The sequence below is a fragment of the Sphingobium sp. DN12 genome, from assembly GCF_051058005.1.
GTDB lineage: Bacteria > Pseudomonadota > Alphaproteobacteria > Sphingomonadales > Sphingomonadaceae > Sphingobium > Sphingobium yanoikuyae.
Window position 1 is genome coordinate 1309173 of record NZ_CP173717.1, and the last position, 16039, is coordinate 1325211.

At 60.3% G+C, this 16039-nt stretch carries 15 protein-coding genes and 1 pseudogene; 3 read left to right on the forward strand and 13 right to left on the reverse strand.

Annotated elements, in window-relative coordinates:
* The first annotated feature begins 13 nt into the window (after positions 1-13).
* Positions 14-1030 carry an IS110 family transposase gene (locus ACI6S0_RS06225; RefSeq protein ID WP_026109761.1) on the forward strand — a complete coding sequence of 339 codons (1017 nt, stop codon included), beginning with the start codon at positions 14-16 and terminating at the stop codon, positions 1028-1030.
* 231 nt (positions 1031-1261) lie between these two features.
* Here ACI6S0_RS06225 and ACI6S0_RS06230 read toward each other — a convergent pair.
* Positions 1262-1390 (reverse strand): annotated as a pseudogene (locus ACI6S0_RS06230) (IS3 family transposase); the annotation flags it as partial.
* Between the two features lie 317 nt (positions 1391-1707).
* On the opposite strand from ACI6S0_RS06230, the gene ACI6S0_RS06235 reads away from it, so the two are divergent.
* Positions 1708-2868 (forward strand): IS30 family transposase, encoded by a 1161-nt coding sequence (locus ACI6S0_RS06235; RefSeq protein ID WP_026109398.1) that lies wholly within the window; start codon positions 1708-1710, stop codon positions 2866-2868.
* Between the two features lie 155 nt (positions 2869-3023).
* Here the strand turns inward: ACI6S0_RS06235 and ACI6S0_RS06240 are convergent, their stop codons facing one another.
* The 9 genes from ACI6S0_RS06240 to ACI6S0_RS06280 all read right to left on the reverse strand — a co-directional run bounded on the left by ACI6S0_RS06240 (position 3024) and on the right by ACI6S0_RS06280 (position 11931).
* Positions 3024-4604 carry a sensor histidine kinase gene (locus tag ACI6S0_RS06240; protein ID WP_017502239.1) on the reverse strand — a complete coding sequence of 527 codons (1581 nt, stop codon included), beginning with the start codon at positions 4602-4604 and terminating at the stop codon, positions 3024-3026.
* A gap of 28 nt (positions 4605-4632) precedes the next feature.
* On the reverse strand, positions 4633-4989 hold the full coding sequence (locus tag ACI6S0_RS06245; protein ID WP_017502238.1) for a response regulator: 357 nt from the start codon (positions 4987-4989) through the stop codon (positions 4633-4635).
* A 37-nt stretch (positions 4990-5026) separates the two neighbouring features.
* Positions 5027-6469, reverse strand: a complete 1443-nt coding sequence (locus ACI6S0_RS06250; protein ID WP_293919454.1) for an ATPase domain-containing protein — start codon at positions 6467-6469, stop codon at positions 5027-5029.
* Positions 6470-6862: 393 nt separating this feature from the next.
* Complete coding sequence (locus ACI6S0_RS06255) at positions 6863-7354, reverse strand: (R)-mandelonitrile lyase (RefSeq protein WP_293919453.1); 492 nt, start codon at positions 7352-7354, stop codon at positions 6863-6865.
* A gap of 29 nt (positions 7355-7383) precedes the next feature.
* Complete coding sequence (locus ACI6S0_RS06260; RefSeq protein WP_081600938.1) at positions 7384-8370, reverse strand: aldo/keto reductase; 987 nt, start codon at positions 8368-8370, stop codon at positions 7384-7386.
* Positions 8371-8428: 58 nt separating this feature from the next.
* A complete protein-coding gene (locus tag ACI6S0_RS06265; protein ID WP_017502234.1) occupies positions 8429-9304 on the reverse strand; it encodes an aldo/keto reductase in 876 nt (291 codons plus the stop codon).
* Positions 9305-9340: 36 nt separating this feature from the next.
* On the reverse strand, positions 9341-10099 hold the full coding sequence (locus ACI6S0_RS06270) for an SDR family NAD(P)-dependent oxidoreductase (protein ID WP_017502233.1): 759 nt from the start codon (positions 10097-10099) through the stop codon (positions 9341-9343).
* Positions 10100-11332: an MFS transporter gene (locus ACI6S0_RS06275; protein ID WP_017502232.1), complete on the reverse strand. Its 1233-nt coding sequence runs from the start codon at positions 11330-11332 to the stop codon at positions 10100-10102. It abuts the gene before it with no gap.
* A gap of 5 nt (positions 11333-11337) precedes the next feature.
* Positions 11338-11931 (reverse strand): hypothetical protein, encoded by a 594-nt coding sequence (locus ACI6S0_RS06280; protein WP_017502231.1) that lies wholly within the window; start codon positions 11929-11931, stop codon positions 11338-11340.
* A 322-nt stretch (positions 11932-12253) separates the two neighbouring features.
* Here ACI6S0_RS06280 and ACI6S0_RS06285 point away from each other — a divergent pair, with 322 nt between their 5' ends.
* A complete protein-coding gene (locus tag ACI6S0_RS06285) occupies positions 12254-13132 on the forward strand; it encodes a LysR family transcriptional regulator (protein WP_434405287.1) in 879 nt (292 codons plus the stop codon).
* Between the two features lie 119 nt (positions 13133-13251).
* Here ACI6S0_RS06285 and tnpC read toward each other — a convergent pair whose 3' ends face one another.
* The 3 genes from tnpC to tnpA form a co-directional block, all read right to left on the reverse strand.
* A complete protein-coding gene (gene tnpC / locus ACI6S0_RS06290) occupies positions 13252-14784 on the reverse strand; it encodes an IS66 family transposase (RefSeq protein WP_434405288.1) in 1533 nt (510 codons plus the stop codon).
* A 61-nt stretch (positions 14785-14845) separates the two neighbouring features.
* Positions 14846-15193 carry an IS66 family insertion sequence element accessory protein TnpB gene (gene tnpB / locus ACI6S0_RS06295; protein WP_009824048.1) on the reverse strand — a complete coding sequence of 116 codons (348 nt, stop codon included), beginning with the start codon at positions 15191-15193 and terminating at the stop codon, positions 14846-14848.
* On the reverse strand, positions 15190-15612 hold the full coding sequence (tnpA, locus tag ACI6S0_RS06300; RefSeq protein ID WP_017503764.1) for an IS66-like element accessory protein TnpA: 423 nt from the start codon (positions 15610-15612) through the stop codon (positions 15190-15192). The genes tnpB and tnpA overlap by 4 nt, the downstream gene beginning before the upstream one ends.
* Positions 15613-16039: the final 427 nt, after the last annotated feature.

Here is a 16039-nt window from a genome sequence, read left to right on the forward strand (position 1 = left end):
AAGGAGAGGAATGATGACCATCGATGTACTTGGTATTGATCTGGCGAAGAATGTCTTCCAGCTGCATGGCGTTGATCGCAAGGGCAATGCGATTTTCAAACGGCGGGTCATGCGCGACCAACTACTTTCGGTGCTGGCCGGGATTGAGCCCTGCACCGTCGCGATCGAAGCCTGCACAGGAGCATTTTGCTGGGCCCGCCAATTTGAAGAGTTGGGCCACAACGTGAAGATCGTGAGTCCTCAATATGTGAAGCCATTTGTCCGCAGGCAGAAGAACGACGGCAACGATGCCGAGGCGATCTGTACGGCTGTGCGTCAACCCCACATTCCGCTGGTGCCTAAGAAAAGCGTTGAGCAACAGGATATCCAGGCTCTACACCGCGCCCGCCAGCGTCTTGTGAACCACCGAACGGCCCTGGTCAGCCAGATGCGCGGGCTGCTGCTTGATCGTGGCATTGCCTTTGCCAAGTCGATTACCCGGGTGAGACGCATGATTCCGGAGATACTCGCACGCGCCGACTCCGGCCTCTCGACTATGGCCCGTGAGACCATTGCCGAGCTCTGGGATTTCTTCTGCGATCTCGAACGCCGCATCGAGCATTTCGACAAGAAAATCGAAGCCGTCTTCAAATCGAGCGAGCCCTGTCAGCGTGTCGCCAGGATCAAAGGCGTTGGGCCCAAAACGGCAACAGCGATTGTCGCGGCGGTCGGCGATGGTTCGGACTTCAGGAATGGGCGCCACATGGCGGCCTGGCTTGGATTAGTACCGCGCCAGTTCTCGAGCGGTGATAAGGCGGTGCTTATGGGCATCTCTAAACGAGGAAGCCAGCATTTGCGCAGCCTATTGGTTCACGGCGCGCGTGCCGTCGTGAGAACGGCACCCAATAAAAATGATCCCATCAGCCAATGGGCCAACCAGCTTCGGGAGCGACGCGGGTTCAACCGCGCAACGGTTGCCATCGCCAACAAGAATGCACGGATAATCTGGGCCGTGCTTCGAACGGGCGATCAATACCGCGCCGCCGCCTGAAGAACCGAACCAGTTTGCGAGTAGACGGAGAAATGGACTGCACTGATCGAGCCGACGCGCGACGAGCCTGACTATTATCGAGGCCCTTGAGGCCTACCAGCTGTAGAGGTGCGCGTGTGCGGATTTCCCATTTGGGCGCTCTGGACAACCAGCTGACGCCGGATAGATGTTTGCAACTGATCCACGCAGAACGTTTCAATGCCGCTTGCAAAGGGAGAGCCGTCCATAGAGATAATAGGTCTGCTCGCTGACCGCGATCCGTCGACATGCCTCGGCCGTCGAGGGCTCCTGCGCCAGCACGATCTCAACTTCTCGCAGCCTGCCGATAATCTCTTCCGACTTGTGCTTCTGGCTTGGCATTCAATGTCCCTTCGTGGTCCAGACTATGATAGTATCTGGGCCACTCAGCGGGGGGCAGATCACGCCGTCCTGGCCGGGACTGGCGGGTTCCATCCCAACACCCGCCATTCCCTAAGCCTCGAAGATCGCTCTAGAAACGCACCAGACTGGCCGACTTCGGAATGTCGGCTTACCGGCGGGTAACCGGCGATAGCCGCCGGACCTCTTTCGGGCAGTCGACACGACCGCAGGCGGAGATAGCTGTCTGTCGCCCATCGACGGTGGGTTCAACGGGTGGCGACAACACTTTAATCTTTTGAGGAAGATGGAGTGTCGCGATGAAGCAGCGTCGTCGGATATATTACACGGCCAGCCAGCGAGCGGAGATATGGGATCGTTGGCAGCGCGGGGAGTCGATGAGTTCGATTGGGCGCAGGTTTGATCGAGCGTCATCGTCGGTATTTTCGGTGATCGCGCCGACCGGGGGCATCCGGCCTGCCGATCGCAAGCGCGGCAGCCGTGCGCTGAGCCTTGCGGAGCGGGAGGAGATATCGCGGGGTCTGAGCGTCAGCGAACCGTTGCGTGCGATAGCCCGTCGGCTGGGCCGCGCGCCCTCGACGATCAGTCGGGAAGTTAGGCGTAACGGCGGTATTGCACGGTATCGGGCGACCGCGTCCGATCAGGCGGCATGGGATCGTGCCTTGCGGCCCAAGCCCTGCAAGCTGGCTTGCTCGCAGCCACTGGCCCGGGCAGTATCGGCCAAGCTGCGTCGCAAATGGTCACCGGAACAGATTGCGGGGTGGCTCAGGCGCAGCTTTCCCAAGGAGCCGCACAGGCAGGTGTCGCACGAGACCATCTACAGAAGTTTGTACATACAGGCGCGCGGGGTTCTGAAGAAGGAACTGCTGGAGCATCTGCGCGCCCGACGCACCATTCGCAGGTCGCGGCACGCCAGCCTCAAGCGCAATGGCCTCGGACAGATCAAGGATGCCGTGTCGATCAGCGAGCGTCCCGCGTCGGTCGAGGATCGCGCCATTCCCGGCCACTGGGAAGGCGATCTGATCGGCGGCACGAAGAACAGCTACATCGCCACGCTGGTCGAACGGCATTCGCGTTATGTGATGCTGATCAAGGTCGCCAACAAGGATACAAGAAGCGTCGTGTCGGCGCTGATCAGGCAGACGCAGCGCCTGCCGCGCGAACTCTACAAGTCGCTTACGTGGGACCGCGGCAAGGAACTGGCCGATCATCCGCGCCTATCGCTGGCTACCGATGTCGAAATCTATTTCTGTGATCCGCAATCGCCCTGGCAGCGAGGCTCCAACGAAAACACCAATCGCCTGCTGCGACAATATTTCCCCAGAGGAACCGATCTGTCGCTATACAGCCAGGCCAAGCTGAGTGCCGTCGCTCGCCAACTCAACGAACGGCCAAGGAAAACGCTCGAATATCAAACGCCCGCTGAGCGTTTTCAAGCTTGTGTTGCCGCCACCCGTTGAACCCACCGTCGTTTTAACCGGAGCGACAAAAACTAACCGCGCTGACATGCTACAGGTCCGTTGAACGGGTCCGACGGTTGGGGACCCGTTCGGTCCTAATACGCAGTGCTTGTACTCCCATGGATGCTCTTGGCTGGGTCGAAGCCGGTTCAGCGTCACTGTTTCGCACCGAATATGTCATCTAGCGCCAAACGCAACGTCACTTTCAGTCCCTCGGGCCTGAAATCGAAGTCAGCGCCGCTACTTTCACCGCGCAACGCTCGGTCGATCATTCGGGAACCGAATCCTTTTCGGGCTGGTGCTGAGGTAGGCGGTCCCCCCACTTCCGACCAAACTAATATGATCGCCTTATCTGAACTTTCGGCCGTGCGCGACCAAGCAACATCAATCTTGCCAGCCTCGTTGGAAAGGGCGCCATATTTGACTGCGTTGGTCCCTAGTTCGTGAAGAACCATCGCCAGTTGCAGAGCCTTGTCAGACGATACCGCGACCTCGGGCCCGGCGATTGTGATGCGGGGACGATCGCCCTCGATGAACGGACTTAGCGCACGGTGCACGACATGCCCTACATCGACCAACTCCCAGTTCTGCTGGGTGAGCAGATCGTGTGCGCCCGATAGCGCCAGCAAACGCGAAACAAATGCCCGCACTTCAGCCGGCGGGGCCTCTCGGAAGGTTTGCACAGCGATGGCCTGGATCGTGGCGAGCGTGTTCTTTACGCGATGCTTGAGCTCATGAAGCAACAGCTCTTTGGCGTCTTCGGCACGTCGGCGCTGTTCGATTTCCAGTTGCGCGGCCTTGTGTAGGCGGGCATTGTCCATGGCGACGGCCGTCTGGGCCGCTATAGCCGAGACGAGAGTCTCAGCGTCGCCCGAAAACTTGCCCGGCTGATCGTGAGCGAAGAAGAGCCCGCCCAGCACCTCGCCAGAAACGGAGGTGACCGGCACTGCCAGATAGCTCACTACAGGCAAATGCCCAGCAGGCATGCCGTGATGCGGGGCACTGTGGCCGTATCGTGGATCTTGGCGGATGTCATCGGAGCGCACGACGCCCTCGCCGGCGAAGGTCGGCGCAAAGACCGCCGTATTACGCGGCATGCCGAACGTTTCGAAAGCTTCGCGGGGCGCCCCGGATAGGGTGTAGAGATAGTAGGCTTCTCCAGCAGCGTTAATAACGTTGTAGAAGAAGGCTCCGAATTTCGCACCGGTCAGTTCAGTGGCGATATCGGTGACCTCTTCGACAATGCGATCGAGATCAAGGTCCCGGGCAATGACATTTGCTACGCGGTTAAGCGTCTCGAGGCGTTCCGCTTGGCGAGCGATTAGCGCTTCCGCCGCCTTGCGATCGGTGATGTCCCGGGCGATTTTCGAAGCGCCTACCACGGTCCCGTCGGCGTCCTTGATCGGCGAGACGGTGAGTGAGATATGGAAAAGAGTCCCATCCTTGCGCCGCCGCACCGTTTCGAAATGCTCGAGCCGCTCGCCTCTTTTAAGGCGGCTGATGATCTCGTCCTCTTCCGCGCGGCGATCGTCCGGAATGAGGGTGAGAATGGATTTGCCAATAATCTCCTCCGCCGAATAGCCGAAGATGCGCTCAGCAGCGGCATTCCAGTTTGTGATCACGCCCTCGAGGGTCTTGCCGATGATCGCGTCAGAGGATGATTCTACGATGGCAACGAGTCTGCTGGCCGCGGCCGATGGAACCTCGTCTTCTGAGATTTTGGCGTTCAGCGTCATAAAGCGGCGTCCCTATAGTGCGACCAGCCTAACAGCTGCCGAGTTGTTCCACCGCTTCTAGCAGTCGCTCAATATCATAGGGCTTGTCGAGCACGAGGTCGAACAGGTCGGTCCGATCACGCGCGATAGCGCCTTGCGCGCCGCTCACCAGCAATATGGGAATGCGACGTAGCGCTTCGTCGGCGCGTACGACCTCGGCGAGCTCAAGGCCGGTCATCAACGGCATCATGAAGTCGGTGATGATAAGATCGGGACGTTGCTGTCGCACGAGCTCCAGAGCGGCTGCTCCATGAGCCGCGTCACGCACCTCATGACCCGCGTCCTCGAGGCATACGACCAGCATGTCGGCGATCAGGAATTCGTCTTCGGCTACCACAATTTTCATGAATTGCGCCCCAATCGGCTCAGATTGAGGAAATGGGTCAAACCTCGAGTGGCCGTGCGAGGCCGGTCGAGATGCCGGTAGCAAGCTCGAACGGGCCTTTAATGGCCAGGCCATGCCCGTCGATGATCACCTCCTGCGGCGCCGCCTCATAGGACTGGTCGCGAATCTTCAGAACGGAAAGGACCCGCTTATACTCGGACCGGATTTCGACTTGTCGCATCATGATCAGATTATCGAGCAGACTGGATATCTCGGGTCCGGGGGCTGCTACCTCGGAGGCGAAAAGGTCACGCAATTCCCACGTACCGATCGTTGTAACGCCCAAAGCCCTAAGTTCGTTCGTCAGGGCCGCAAAAAATTCCACCAAGCGCGCGCGTTGGATCGCGGCACGCTCGAACCCGCCTAGTGAGTCGAGGAAAAGGCGTTTCACGCCCCGTGCGGTGACGGCGTCGAGGAGGCGGTAAGCAAGCTTGTCGAGCAGATTTTCGGTGAGCGGTTGCCACAAGATTTCGACTTGCCCGGCCTCGGTTTTGGCCTTGAGATCAAGCCCTAGTGCTTTGGCCTTGAGCAAGAGACGATCGGGCGTCTCATAGAAACCAAAATGAAGGCCTGGCTCTGCCTCAGTCGATTGTGCAAGGAAGTTGATGCCAAAAGACGTCTTCCCTGACCCGGAAGGGCCTATCAACAAGGTGGTCGAACCGCGAGGTAAGCCACCCCCGGTCAGCGGATCGAGCCCTTCGACGCCGGATGACAGCGGCTGTGGGTTTGGGCTATCTATGACCGACGGTGTGCGGAACGCCGCCTCGAGCCGCGGGAATACCGAGAGCCCGATGTCGGTTATCTCATATTGGTGATAGCCACCTAGCGCGGCACTACCACGGCTTTTGCGCAAGCGGGCACGTCGGACCGTGCGAACACCGACCAGCTCCTCATGCAGCTCAAGAACGCCATCGACCATCGTATGCTCGGGGCTGTCGTCCTCAACTCGCGCGCTCGTAAGAAAAAGGACCGTGCAACCGACAAAGGCCGCCTGGCTCTGCACCTCCGCGACGAAAGTCTTGACGTCGAGCTGAGACTCGGCGCGATCTCGCGCATTGAGGAGGCCGTCGAAAACAATGAGCGAGGCGCCGTGACGCTTGGTCTCCTTGCGCAACAGGTCGACCACCGCGTCCAGCCCTTCATTCTTCAAAGTCTGGAAGACACTCAGATAGACGACATTGCCGCCCAGCTGTTCCTTCTCAAAAAAGGTCAGCGTGGATAGCGATTGGAACAATCGGTCATGCGTTTCGGCAAGCAGCGTGATGTAAAGCACCTTCTTGCCTTCCTTCGCGCACGCAAAGGCGATTTGGTTGCCCAGGATTGTCTTACCAGCGCCCGGCTGCCCTTGGACAATATAAGATGAGCCCTCGACAAACCCGCCTCCGAAGATGGTATCCAAACCCGAGATCCCGGTCGAAAGGCGGGGAAGATGTTGCGTCACGGGAAACCCTCATAAGCCTTTGGCAGACCTTTTTGCGGCCTCCCTTTGGGGGTGAGTAGCAGCATGCGGGCTGAAGGTCTTGTAGCTTCGATACATTCTCGCAGATTTCTGCTAGAACGAAGAACGTCGCCAATCTGCGGGAGTCGAGGCCGATCTCTCGGTGGCGCGCCCGCCGATCAGCGAGGTCGTCACCTTCATCCAGCAGGGGTAGGTCTACCAGCAGGCGCAATCTGTCGATCGCAATAAATGGCAGCTTCCGGGAAAATCCGCAGCTGCAGCCGGAAACTCATGGGATGATGCCTCGTCGCGCCGCTACGAGATCAATCATGCAGTATCATGTCGTCGAGCATGCCTGCCAAGATCGTAAAGAGCGAAGGCCCGAGAGGCTACGCCTCAGCCGTTCGGCGGCCCGATCAGGTACTGAGCGTCCGTCACCTTCTCCATCCAGGTCACATTTTTCCCGTCGAGCGCTTCCTGAACAGCGACATGGGTCATCCCTTGCGTCGGCGTTGCACCATGCCAGTGCTTCTTATCGGCCGGGCAAAGCAGGATGTCTCCCGCCTGAAATTCGACGATTGGCTCACCTTCAACCTGCGTCCAGCCCACACCCTCGGTAACTATCAGGGTTTGGCCAAGCGGGTGGGAGTGCCACGCGGTTCGGGCACCCGGCTTGAACTCGACGACCGCGCCGGTGATGCGAGAGGGTTGATCCCGCTTGAACTGTCCCGTGATGGTCACCGTCCCGGTGAAGTTCTGAGCAGGCGCGCTCGTCGCCTGCATCTCTAACTTTCGATTGATCTGCATTTCCGAACGCCCTTTTGCTGCGGCATTACCAGCCGTCAGAAGTCCCAACGAAATGAGCACCGCGCCTATTGCTTTTGGCATGAGATGATCTCCGGCTTTCAAATTGATGTTCAGCGAGCCTGTTGCGCGCGACCTGCGATGAGTTTCCGATAGGCTTCCACGTCGAACGTGTCGGGATTGGGACCACTGCGCTCGTTAACGTTGATCCGATCGATGGACGCCAACTCGCTCTCGCTGAGCGTGAAATCGAGAACGTCGAAATTCTCAGCGATATGAGAAGGATTCGTGGAACGTGGGATGACGATCAGGCCACGTTCGATATGCCAGCGGATGATGACCTGAACGGGAGACTTTCCGTGCTTCGTTGCGATCTCACGGATGGTCGAGTTCGCAATATGCCGACCGACATTCTTTTCGCCGCCCAGTGGCGACCAGCTTTCGGTCGCGATGCCGCGCCGGGCATTAGCGGCTCGCATAGGCTGTTGGCTGAGCGACGGATTGATTTCGATCTGATTGACTGCCGGGACCACAGAGGTCGCCGCCTTCAGGTTGTCGAGGTGGTTTTCGTTGAAATTGCTCACGCCGATTGCCCGGATGCAACCGTCCGCATTCAGCTTCTCGAGCGCCTTATAGGCGGCAATCGTCTTGCCGAAATCCATCGGCACGGGCCAATGCAGTAGATAAAGATCGAGGTAGTCGAGCTTCAGCTTGCTTATGCTGAGGTCGAATGCCCGCATCGCCTGATCGTAGCCAAAGTCCTCGATCCAGAGCTTGGTGGTGATGAAGAGTTCGTTGCGGGCGACGCCGCTGCGAGCGATGCCGTCGCCAACCTCAGCCTCGTTGCCGTAGTTTTTTGCCGTGTCGATCAGCCGAAAGCCCGCACCCATGGCGGTTTGAACCATCTGCGCCGCCTCTACCGGCTTTACGTGGAAGGTGCCGAAACCCAGGATCGGCATCTTCACGCCGTTGTTGAGCGTGACCAGCGGAACTGTGCCATTCGCACCCTGAGACTGGCCATGCCGGGCCTGTGCCGACAAGATAGCGGGAGTGAGGGAGGCCGCGGTTGCGGCGGCCAAAAAGCTGCGTCTCGTGGTCATGGGAACTCCGCTTCTTGATTACGTTTGGAGAGGCGACCGGTTGGTCGAACTTCAGCGCTTACGATCGGCTTGCGAGGATCTTCTGGTAGGCTGCCACGTCGAACGTCTCGGGGTCAGGGCCGCCACGCTCGTTGATGTTCATGCCGTCGATCGCGCGCATCTCGCTGTCAGTGAGTGCGAACCCAAAGACGTCGAAGTTGCTGGCGATATGGTCGGGATTGATCGAGCGGGGGATGACGACGTTGCCCTGCTGAATGTGCCAGCGGAGCACGACCTGAATGGGTGTCTTGCCATGCTTCTCGGCGATCGACGCTATCGATGAGTTTCTCAGCACATCACCGACGCGCTTCTGACCGCCGATAGGCGACCAGGCCTCCGTGATGATGCCGCGCGAAGCATTTGCAGCCTTGACCACGCGCTGGCTCAGCAGAGGGCTTAGCTCGACCTGGTTTACCGCCGGCACCACGTCCGTGTGATGCGATAGCTCGTCGAGATGCTCAGGGTTGAAATTGCTCACCCCGAGCGCGCGGATGCGCCCACTGATGAGCGCAGGCTCAAGCGCGTTGAAAGCGGCAATCGTCCGCTCAAAATCCATCGGAAGCGGCCAGTGCAGAAGATACAGGTCGATGTATTCGAGGCTCAGCGCCTCCATGCTCGCCTCGAACCCGCGCAGCGCATGTTCGTGACCATAATCCTCAATCCAGAGCTTCGTGGTCACAAAAAGCTCGCCACGATCAAGGCCGCTGTCGGCGATGGCTTGGCCGACCTCGGCCTCGTTCTTGTAGTTGGCAGCGGTGTCGATCAGCCGGTAGCCGGTCTCGATAGCGGTCCGCACGGCAGCGCGTGTATCTTCTGGTTTGATCGCGAACGTGCCGAAGCCAAGCGCTGGCATGTTGGCGCCTGTGTTCAGGCGAAGATGAGGCTGATCATTCATGGCGAGTTCCTTCTGAGATGAGATTGTGGGAAGCGATCAGCGCGCGGTGTAACCACCGTCGGGCGCGACGATCTGGCCGATCATGAAACCGGCGCCGGGGCTGCACAGCCAAAGGACGGCGGAGGAAATCTCGGCCTGGCTGCCCATGCGGCCAACGGGAATGTCCGCGATCACTGCATCAAGCCGACCCGGCTCGCGCTCCATCAAGCCCTGCACCAGAGGTGTCTCCGTGGTGCCGGGGCAGATCGCATTGATGCGGATGCCCTTAGGGGCATATTCCAGCGCAGCCGCGCGCGTCAGCCCGATCACACCATGCTTTGACGCCGTATATGCGCTCAGGCCAGGAATGCCGACCGTGCCGCTCTGCGAAGAGCAATTCACGATCGCGCCGCTTCCCTGTTCGCGCATCTGACGAAGCTCATGCTTCATGCAGTTGAACACGCCGCGCAGGTTCACGCCGATGATGCGGTCGAAATCCACGGCCTCCAAATCGGCCGTCTCAGCAATCCCGACGTGGATGCCGGCATTATTGAAGGCGAAGTCCAAGCGACCAAACGCCTGTTGGTTAGCCTGCACCATCGTCTCGACGGAGGCCTCGTCCGAAACGTCGCAAGCTATGCCGATCGCGTTGTGGCCGTTTTGCCGAAGTTCAGCAGCGGCGCGTTCAGCCGCCTGACCGTCCAGATCGGCGATAGTGACGCTGGCTCCAGCCTCCGCGAAAGCGCGTGCAGTTTGTAGGCCGATGCCAGACGCTGCACCGGTGACGATTGCAACCTGATCCTTGAACGAGAACACTTACAAGATTCCTTTGGCGGTTGCCGGACGTGGCGTCCGGTAGAGGCCCAGTCCGACGATCAATGCGGTAAGGGCGAAAAGCGTGGCGGAGACGATGAGCGGGGCCAGCGGGCCACTGCGATCGAGCAGCATCCCTCCCGCGACAGCGCCGCCCGTGTTTGCGAGTTGGATCACCGCGACCTGAAGGCCACCTGCGGCCTCCGAGGCGTCGGGGAGATTGCGCGCAATCCAGGTCGACCAAGCGACTGGGACCATGCCGAATGCGAAGCCCCAAATCGCCGTGAGTATGCTGGCTTCCACGGCTGCGGCACCCAGGAGGATCAAGCCCGCCGCGGATAGCGACAGCGCTATTGGCGCAAACAGCAGCGTTCCCCTGAGGCTACGGGAAAGTGCCGGCCCAGACGCGGCTGTCCCGGCCAGATTGCCCAGTCCGAAAAGCAATAGGATCGCGGACAACGACGTGTGGCTGAGATGGGTCACGCCCTCAAAAAACGGTCGCATGTAGGTGAAGAAGGCGAACTGCGCGGCGAACACTGTCGTGATAGCGAGGAGCGCCGTGCCGACCTGTGGGCGCTTTGCCACGGCGACGATGCTGCTGTTCTGAGCCTGCTCACCTGGCAGCATCTGTGGAAGTGCCGCCCACTGCCAGAGCCAGCACAAGCTGCCAAGAACTGCGGCAGCAGCGAATATAGCCCTCCAGCCAAGCATACCGCCAAGAAAGCTACCAAGCGGCGCTGATGCGACGAGGGCGACAGAGACCCCGCCGAAGATGATCGACAGCGCTTTCGGCAACGCCTGTGGTGGGACTAGCCGTGCTGCGACGGCTGCGGCCATCGACCAGAATCCACCCAGCGCGACACCTAATATTACGCGAGCGATCATCAGCACAGCAAAGCTGGTGGCTATCGCCGTCAGCGCGCTCGACAGGGCCATAAGGACAGAGAAGGATAACAACACGACCCGGCGATCGACCTTCGCTATCACCCTTGAGGTGAACAGGCTGGCAAACAACGCGGCCACAGCGGTTGCACTGATCGACTGACCTGCCATACCCGCGCTAATTGCGAGGTCTGACGCAATCGGGGTGAGCAGGCTGGCTGGCAGAAGCTCAGCCGTGATGATGCCGGCGACACTCAAAGCGACCGCGTAAACAGCGCCCCATCTAGTGTTTTGCTCGCTGGCGTTGGCGGCAAACACGCCTCCGGCGCCGAGCACTTGATGTTCTTGATACATTTGCCTCAGCCGTCTTGAACGGCGCGATGACGGACACGCAGTGTGAATGCAGCCGTGACCACAGAAAGAGCGGAGGTGGCGACGCTACAAAGGGCAAGCGCGTTCGATTTCGCGGCAATAGGGGCGATGACCGTGAAGGCCGCCGCCGCAATTATCAGCGGGAGGAACATACCAATCAGTGAGTTTAACGCCGACGCTTCCAGCGCGCGAAGTGCGCCGGAGAGGAATGCCAATCCTGAGAGCAAAACAAGCAGAAACAGGCCAGCAAGACCCCACTGCGGGTTGCCGTTGACGATGACGACTGCGATGACGCTCAACACCGCGCTGGTAATCGCGATCATCGGGGTGCCGACCGAGTTCCTTAGTGCGATTGCGACGCCTGCGCCGATCAGGAGCGCCAGCGAGATGCTGCCAAACAGGACCGGGGCGGACGCGTTCAGCGCATAGGGATAGGGCGCTAGTGCGGACAGGCTTGAGGCGAGCGCCAGGAGCAAGCTCGTCAAAAGCAAAGCTGAAGTTGCCGACACAATCGTAAGCTTTGGGGTGCTGAGCGCCGACGCTGTCGCGCCGTCGATACCTGCGTTCTGCGTGTCGTCCATTGACCGTCTCCCGACGCGCGCAGACGACCGCCCGCGCCCACGAAGCACGGCGCGCTACCTGTCTCTGCGATGTTGCCAGCGATGGGACTTGGCCTCTCACGGCCGTCGCATCGTCATGGTGGATTTAACGCACGAACCGAAAAAGGATTAGGGGTGGATCTCGCGATGCCAACGTGAGAAATTCTCATCGTCAAAGCGGCTGCACGTGGCGTAAGGTTTGCCGTGCCCTGCAGCTCCGCTCACACCGACGTTTCGATGCTCGTCGGTCCGGCGAGACAACAGCAGGGCTTTTCGACGGTAAATTGGAGGTCGGCAGCCCACTGTGCAAATCAATCGATCCGATCTGGCGGACTGCGCGTATTTCATCGCTATTGCTCGCCACCGCAGTTTCCGGCGGGCGGGTTTGGAACTTGGCGTAAGTTCCTCGGCGCTGAGCCATGCGCTAAAAGCCTTCGAGACTCGTTTGGGCCTGCGCCTTCTCAACCGGACGAACCGATCGGTGACGCTCACAGCCGCGGGCGAACAACTGCTGCAAGCCATCTCGGATCCGGTCAACGTGATCGGCGATGCCTTCGAGACTCTCAACCGGTTCCGTGACGCCCCGGCAGGTCGCATCAGGATCAATATGATGGCGGATGCGGCCGCCCTTCTCGTCAGCCCGATCCTGCCGGTATTCATGGAGCGCTACCCGGACGTCGAACTCGAAATCTCGGTCGACAATCACATCGTCGATGTCATCGACAGCGGCTTTGATGCGGGTATCAGGTATGGCGGGACTGTTCCTGAGGACATGATAGCGCAACGACTATCAGGCGAAATAGACTGGGTGATCGTTGGTGCTCCGTCCTATTTTGAACGGTTCGGAAGACCCCAGCATCCCAACGACCTCGCCGAACATCGCTGCCTGCGCATCAGGCTGGGGGACGACAGCATCTACAAGTGGGAACTGGACAAGGCCGACGAGAGCGTGGCGATCGACGTGCCTGGCATGATCACCGTGAACAATGCCGACGCTGCGCTGCCCGCCGTCCTGGCCGGCGCGGGCCTTACCTATCTTTCCGAACCACTGGTCAGCCTTTGGTCGCGGCGGGGCAACTTGAGATCGCGCTGCCGGATTGGGCATCGACCGGGCCAGCGTTCCACCTGTATTATTCATCGCGCAGGAACGTGCCGACGGGTCTGCGGCTGCTGGTCGATTTGATCCGCGAGCTTAGGCCGCTTGGCTACTAGGGGACGGAAGATGAGCCCGCGATTGCGGCCGTGATAGCCATGATGGCCTTTGACGCTAGAATCCCGAACGTAAGCGTGGCCTGAGTACCGCTATGCGGCTTGAGCGAAGTCCTGGTGGGTTGGCTGCCAGTTCCACGGCATGAGCTCATCCCAGCGAGTAGCGGGCCAGTCGCCAGCTATCTTCTCGATGACATCGGCGATGTAGGCCTGCGGTTCGATGCCATTGAGTTTGGCAGTCTCGATGACGGAATAGATGGCGGCAGCCCGTTCGCCGCCAGCCTTCGATCCGGCAAAGATCCAGTTTTTGCGGCCGATCGCCATGGGGCGGATCGCGCGCTCGGCGATGTTGTTGTCGATCTCGGCAATGCCCTCGTCGATGTAGCGGGTGAGCGCATCCCAGCGCTTGCGGCCATAGCTGAGCGCCTTGGCCATGTTGGACTTGGGCGACAGGCGGCGCAGCGCATCGTCGATGATCGAGCGTAACTCGTTCACCTGCTGCCTGCTTCTGTCCTGTCTATGCCGACGGCGCTGGTCAGGCGGCTGCCCGCGTATCTCTTCCTCGATCCGGTAGAGCGCGGCGATCCGATCCAGCAGGTTGCTCGTCAACGGCGTCGGGCTGGTGGCGTGGTTCTCGAATATCTTGCGCCGGAAATGCGCCCAGCAGGCGACTTCCCGAATGCGGTTGCCCCTGTAGAGCTTGTCGAAGCCCGCATAGGCATCAGCCTGTAGCAGCCCGGTAAAGTCCTTGAGCTCGCTTTGCGGGTGGACGCCGCTGCGATCGGGAGTGAAGCGATACCAAGCCAGCGCCGGCGTCGATGCGCCAGCGGCACGATTATCGACGACATAGGCCCAGAGCCTCGCCTGCACCGTCTTGCCCTTGCCGGGCATCAGCATAGGAACGGGCGTGTCATCGACATGGATCTTGCCGGCCTTGATCCCTTCTTCCCGGATGCGACTGACGATCGGGTCAAGCAGATGTGCGGCCTGTGCTGCCCAGCCTGCCAGCGTCGATCGGTCGATATCGAGGCCCTGTGCCGCCATCATCTCGGCCTGGCGATAGAGGGGGAGATGATGATCGAACTTGGCGACGACGACATGGGCGAGTGTGGCGAAGCTGGCCTTGCCCCGGGCAATCGCCTTTACGGGCGCCGGGGCTTGCACGATCTGCTCGCAGGATCGGCAGCTATATTTAGGACGGACGGTGCGGATGACGCGCCATTGCACCGGCGCGACATCGAGCATCTCGTCGCTGTCCTGCCCGAGCGGACGCAGGGCGCCTCCGCAGGAAGGACAGGTGCAGGTGCCTGCTTCCGGCTCGATCCGGCGTTCGGCTCGCGGCAGATGCGCCGGCAAGGCGCGGACCGGCGCCGGTCGTTCCCTCTGATCCGCCTGGACTTTGCGGATATCGGCAAGCTCCGCTTCGCCTTCCAACTCCTCAAGGGTGAGTTCGAGCTGTTCGATCTGGAGGGTCAGCTTCTCCGAAGACTGGCCAAAGGTGAGCCGCCGGAGATGGGCCAGTTGGAAACGCAAGGTATCGATCAGCGTGTCGCGGGCCGCCAGAGCTGCCTCCAGCTCGGCGATGCGGGCGTCCTTATCGACGGGGGAAGAGCTTCGATCCGACACCTCGGAATAGTATCAAAGCGGCACCATCGATGCCAGATAAACCCACAGGAATCCGCACTTTTTAGCCCGCCAGCAGCGGCGCGGCTGTCCGTTCCGGGCGTCGCCAGTCTATGCCTTCAAGCAGCATGGAAAGCTGCGCCGAGGTCAGGCCGACCTTGCCCGTCTTCGTCACTGGCCAGACGAACCGGCCACGGTCCATCCGCTTGGAAAACAGGCATAGGCCCTGGCCATCATACCAGAGCAGCTTCACCAGATCGCCACGCTTGCCCCGGAAGGCAAATAGCGCCCCAGAATGCGGGCTCTGCTCCAGCACCTGCTGGGCCAGCACTGCCAGACCGTCAAAGCCCTTGCGCATGTCGGTGGCGCCACAGGCCAGATAGATCCGGGTGGAAGGTGGCAGTGGGATCATCGCGTGAGAACGGCAATGACCCGTGCCAGGGCCTCGGCATCAACACCGGCGTCTACGGTCAGCTTCACGCCCGAGGGCAGCTCGATCCCGATATGACCGCCGGGCGCCGGCAACGCTGGAACAGGGACAGAAAGCTCGACCTCCGCGAACGTGGGCAATGCTGCAGGTCTGGCACCGCCAAGCTCACCCGACATCGCTTGCCGCCGCCAGGTGTAGATCGACCCGCTGCCGATCGCGTGCCGCTTGCAGGCATCGCCAACCGAACCCTCGGGGCCAAAGGCATCGCGCAGGATCGCCAGCTTCTGCTCCACTGTCCACCGGCGCCGACCCGCAACGACCTCAATCCGAGTGCTCATACGACCGCTCGTATGAGCACTCATATGACTGCTCGCTGGTCCACCTTCGATCTCGTTATCCATCGCCGCTCCCTATCCGAGCGGCAATCAGCCCTTCATCCCCCAACCGCGCAAGGCGGCCTCGGCGCCACGGTTACTCCCGAACCGCAGTTGAAGGTGTAGACAATCAAAAACGCAGCGATTGAAATGCTCTCGCCTAACTGGACCGTTCCGATACACGTTCGGAACGACGTGATCTGGTCGGTGCGCCATGCCGGATGAGATTCAGCTATAGCCGCAACGCGGCACCGAAGCGGACATTCCACTAACGGCCGGTCTCGAGCGTCCTGATCGGCAAAGCGGACGGGCCGCACCTGGGAACGGGAAATTTGCAGCTGAGAGTCCGAGAAGGGGCGATGCTTACTTGAGGTCGGCGATATCCACAGAAGAATTCTGGAAGCCAGTGCCGATACCAAGGGCCTGGCTTAATCTTGATCAATGGGATTTTCTG

What these genes read in the sequence shown, in the direction of transcription:
- ACI6S0_RS06235 (WP_026109398.1), top strand. Translation starts at nt 1,708, where the DNA reads ATGAAGCAGCGTCGTCGGATATATTACACGGCCAGCCAGCGAGCGGAG.
- tnpA (WP_017503764.1), bottom strand. Translation starts at nt 15,612, where the DNA reads ATGGATAACGAGATCGAAGGTGGACCAGCGAGCAGTCATATGAGTGCT.
- ACI6S0_RS06225 (WP_026109761.1), top strand. Translation starts at nt 14, where the DNA reads ATGACCATCGATGTACTTGGTATTGATCTGGCGAAGAATGTCTTCCAG.
- tnpB (WP_009824048.1), bottom strand. Translation starts at nt 15,193, where the DNA reads ATGATCCCACTGCCACCTTCCACCCGGATCTATCTGGCCTGTGGCGCC.
- ACI6S0_RS06275 (WP_017502232.1), bottom strand. Translation starts at nt 11,332, where the DNA reads ATGTATCAAGAACATCAAGTGCTCGGCGCCGGAGGCGTGTTTGCCGCC.
- ACI6S0_RS06255 (WP_293919453.1), bottom strand. Translation starts at nt 7,354, where the DNA reads ATGCCAAAAGCAATAGGCGCGGTGCTCATTTCGTTGGGACTTCTGACG.
- ACI6S0_RS06280 (WP_017502231.1), bottom strand. Translation starts at nt 11,931, where the DNA reads ATGGACGACACGCAGAACGCAGGTATCGACGGCGCGACAGCGTCGGCG.
- ACI6S0_RS06240 (WP_017502239.1), bottom strand. Translation starts at nt 4,604, where the DNA reads ATGACGCTGAACGCCAAAATCTCAGAAGACGAGGTTCCATCGGCCGCG.
- ACI6S0_RS06265 (WP_017502234.1), bottom strand. Translation starts at nt 9,304, where the DNA reads ATGAATGATCAGCCTCATCTTCGCCTGAACACAGGCGCCAACATGCCA.
- ACI6S0_RS06260 (WP_081600938.1), bottom strand. Translation starts at nt 8,370, where the DNA reads ATGACCACGAGACGCAGCTTTTTGGCCGCCGCAACCGCGGCCTCCCTC.
- ACI6S0_RS06245 (WP_017502238.1), bottom strand. Translation starts at nt 4,989, where the DNA reads ATGAAAATTGTGGTAGCCGAAGACGAATTCCTGATCGCCGACATGCTG.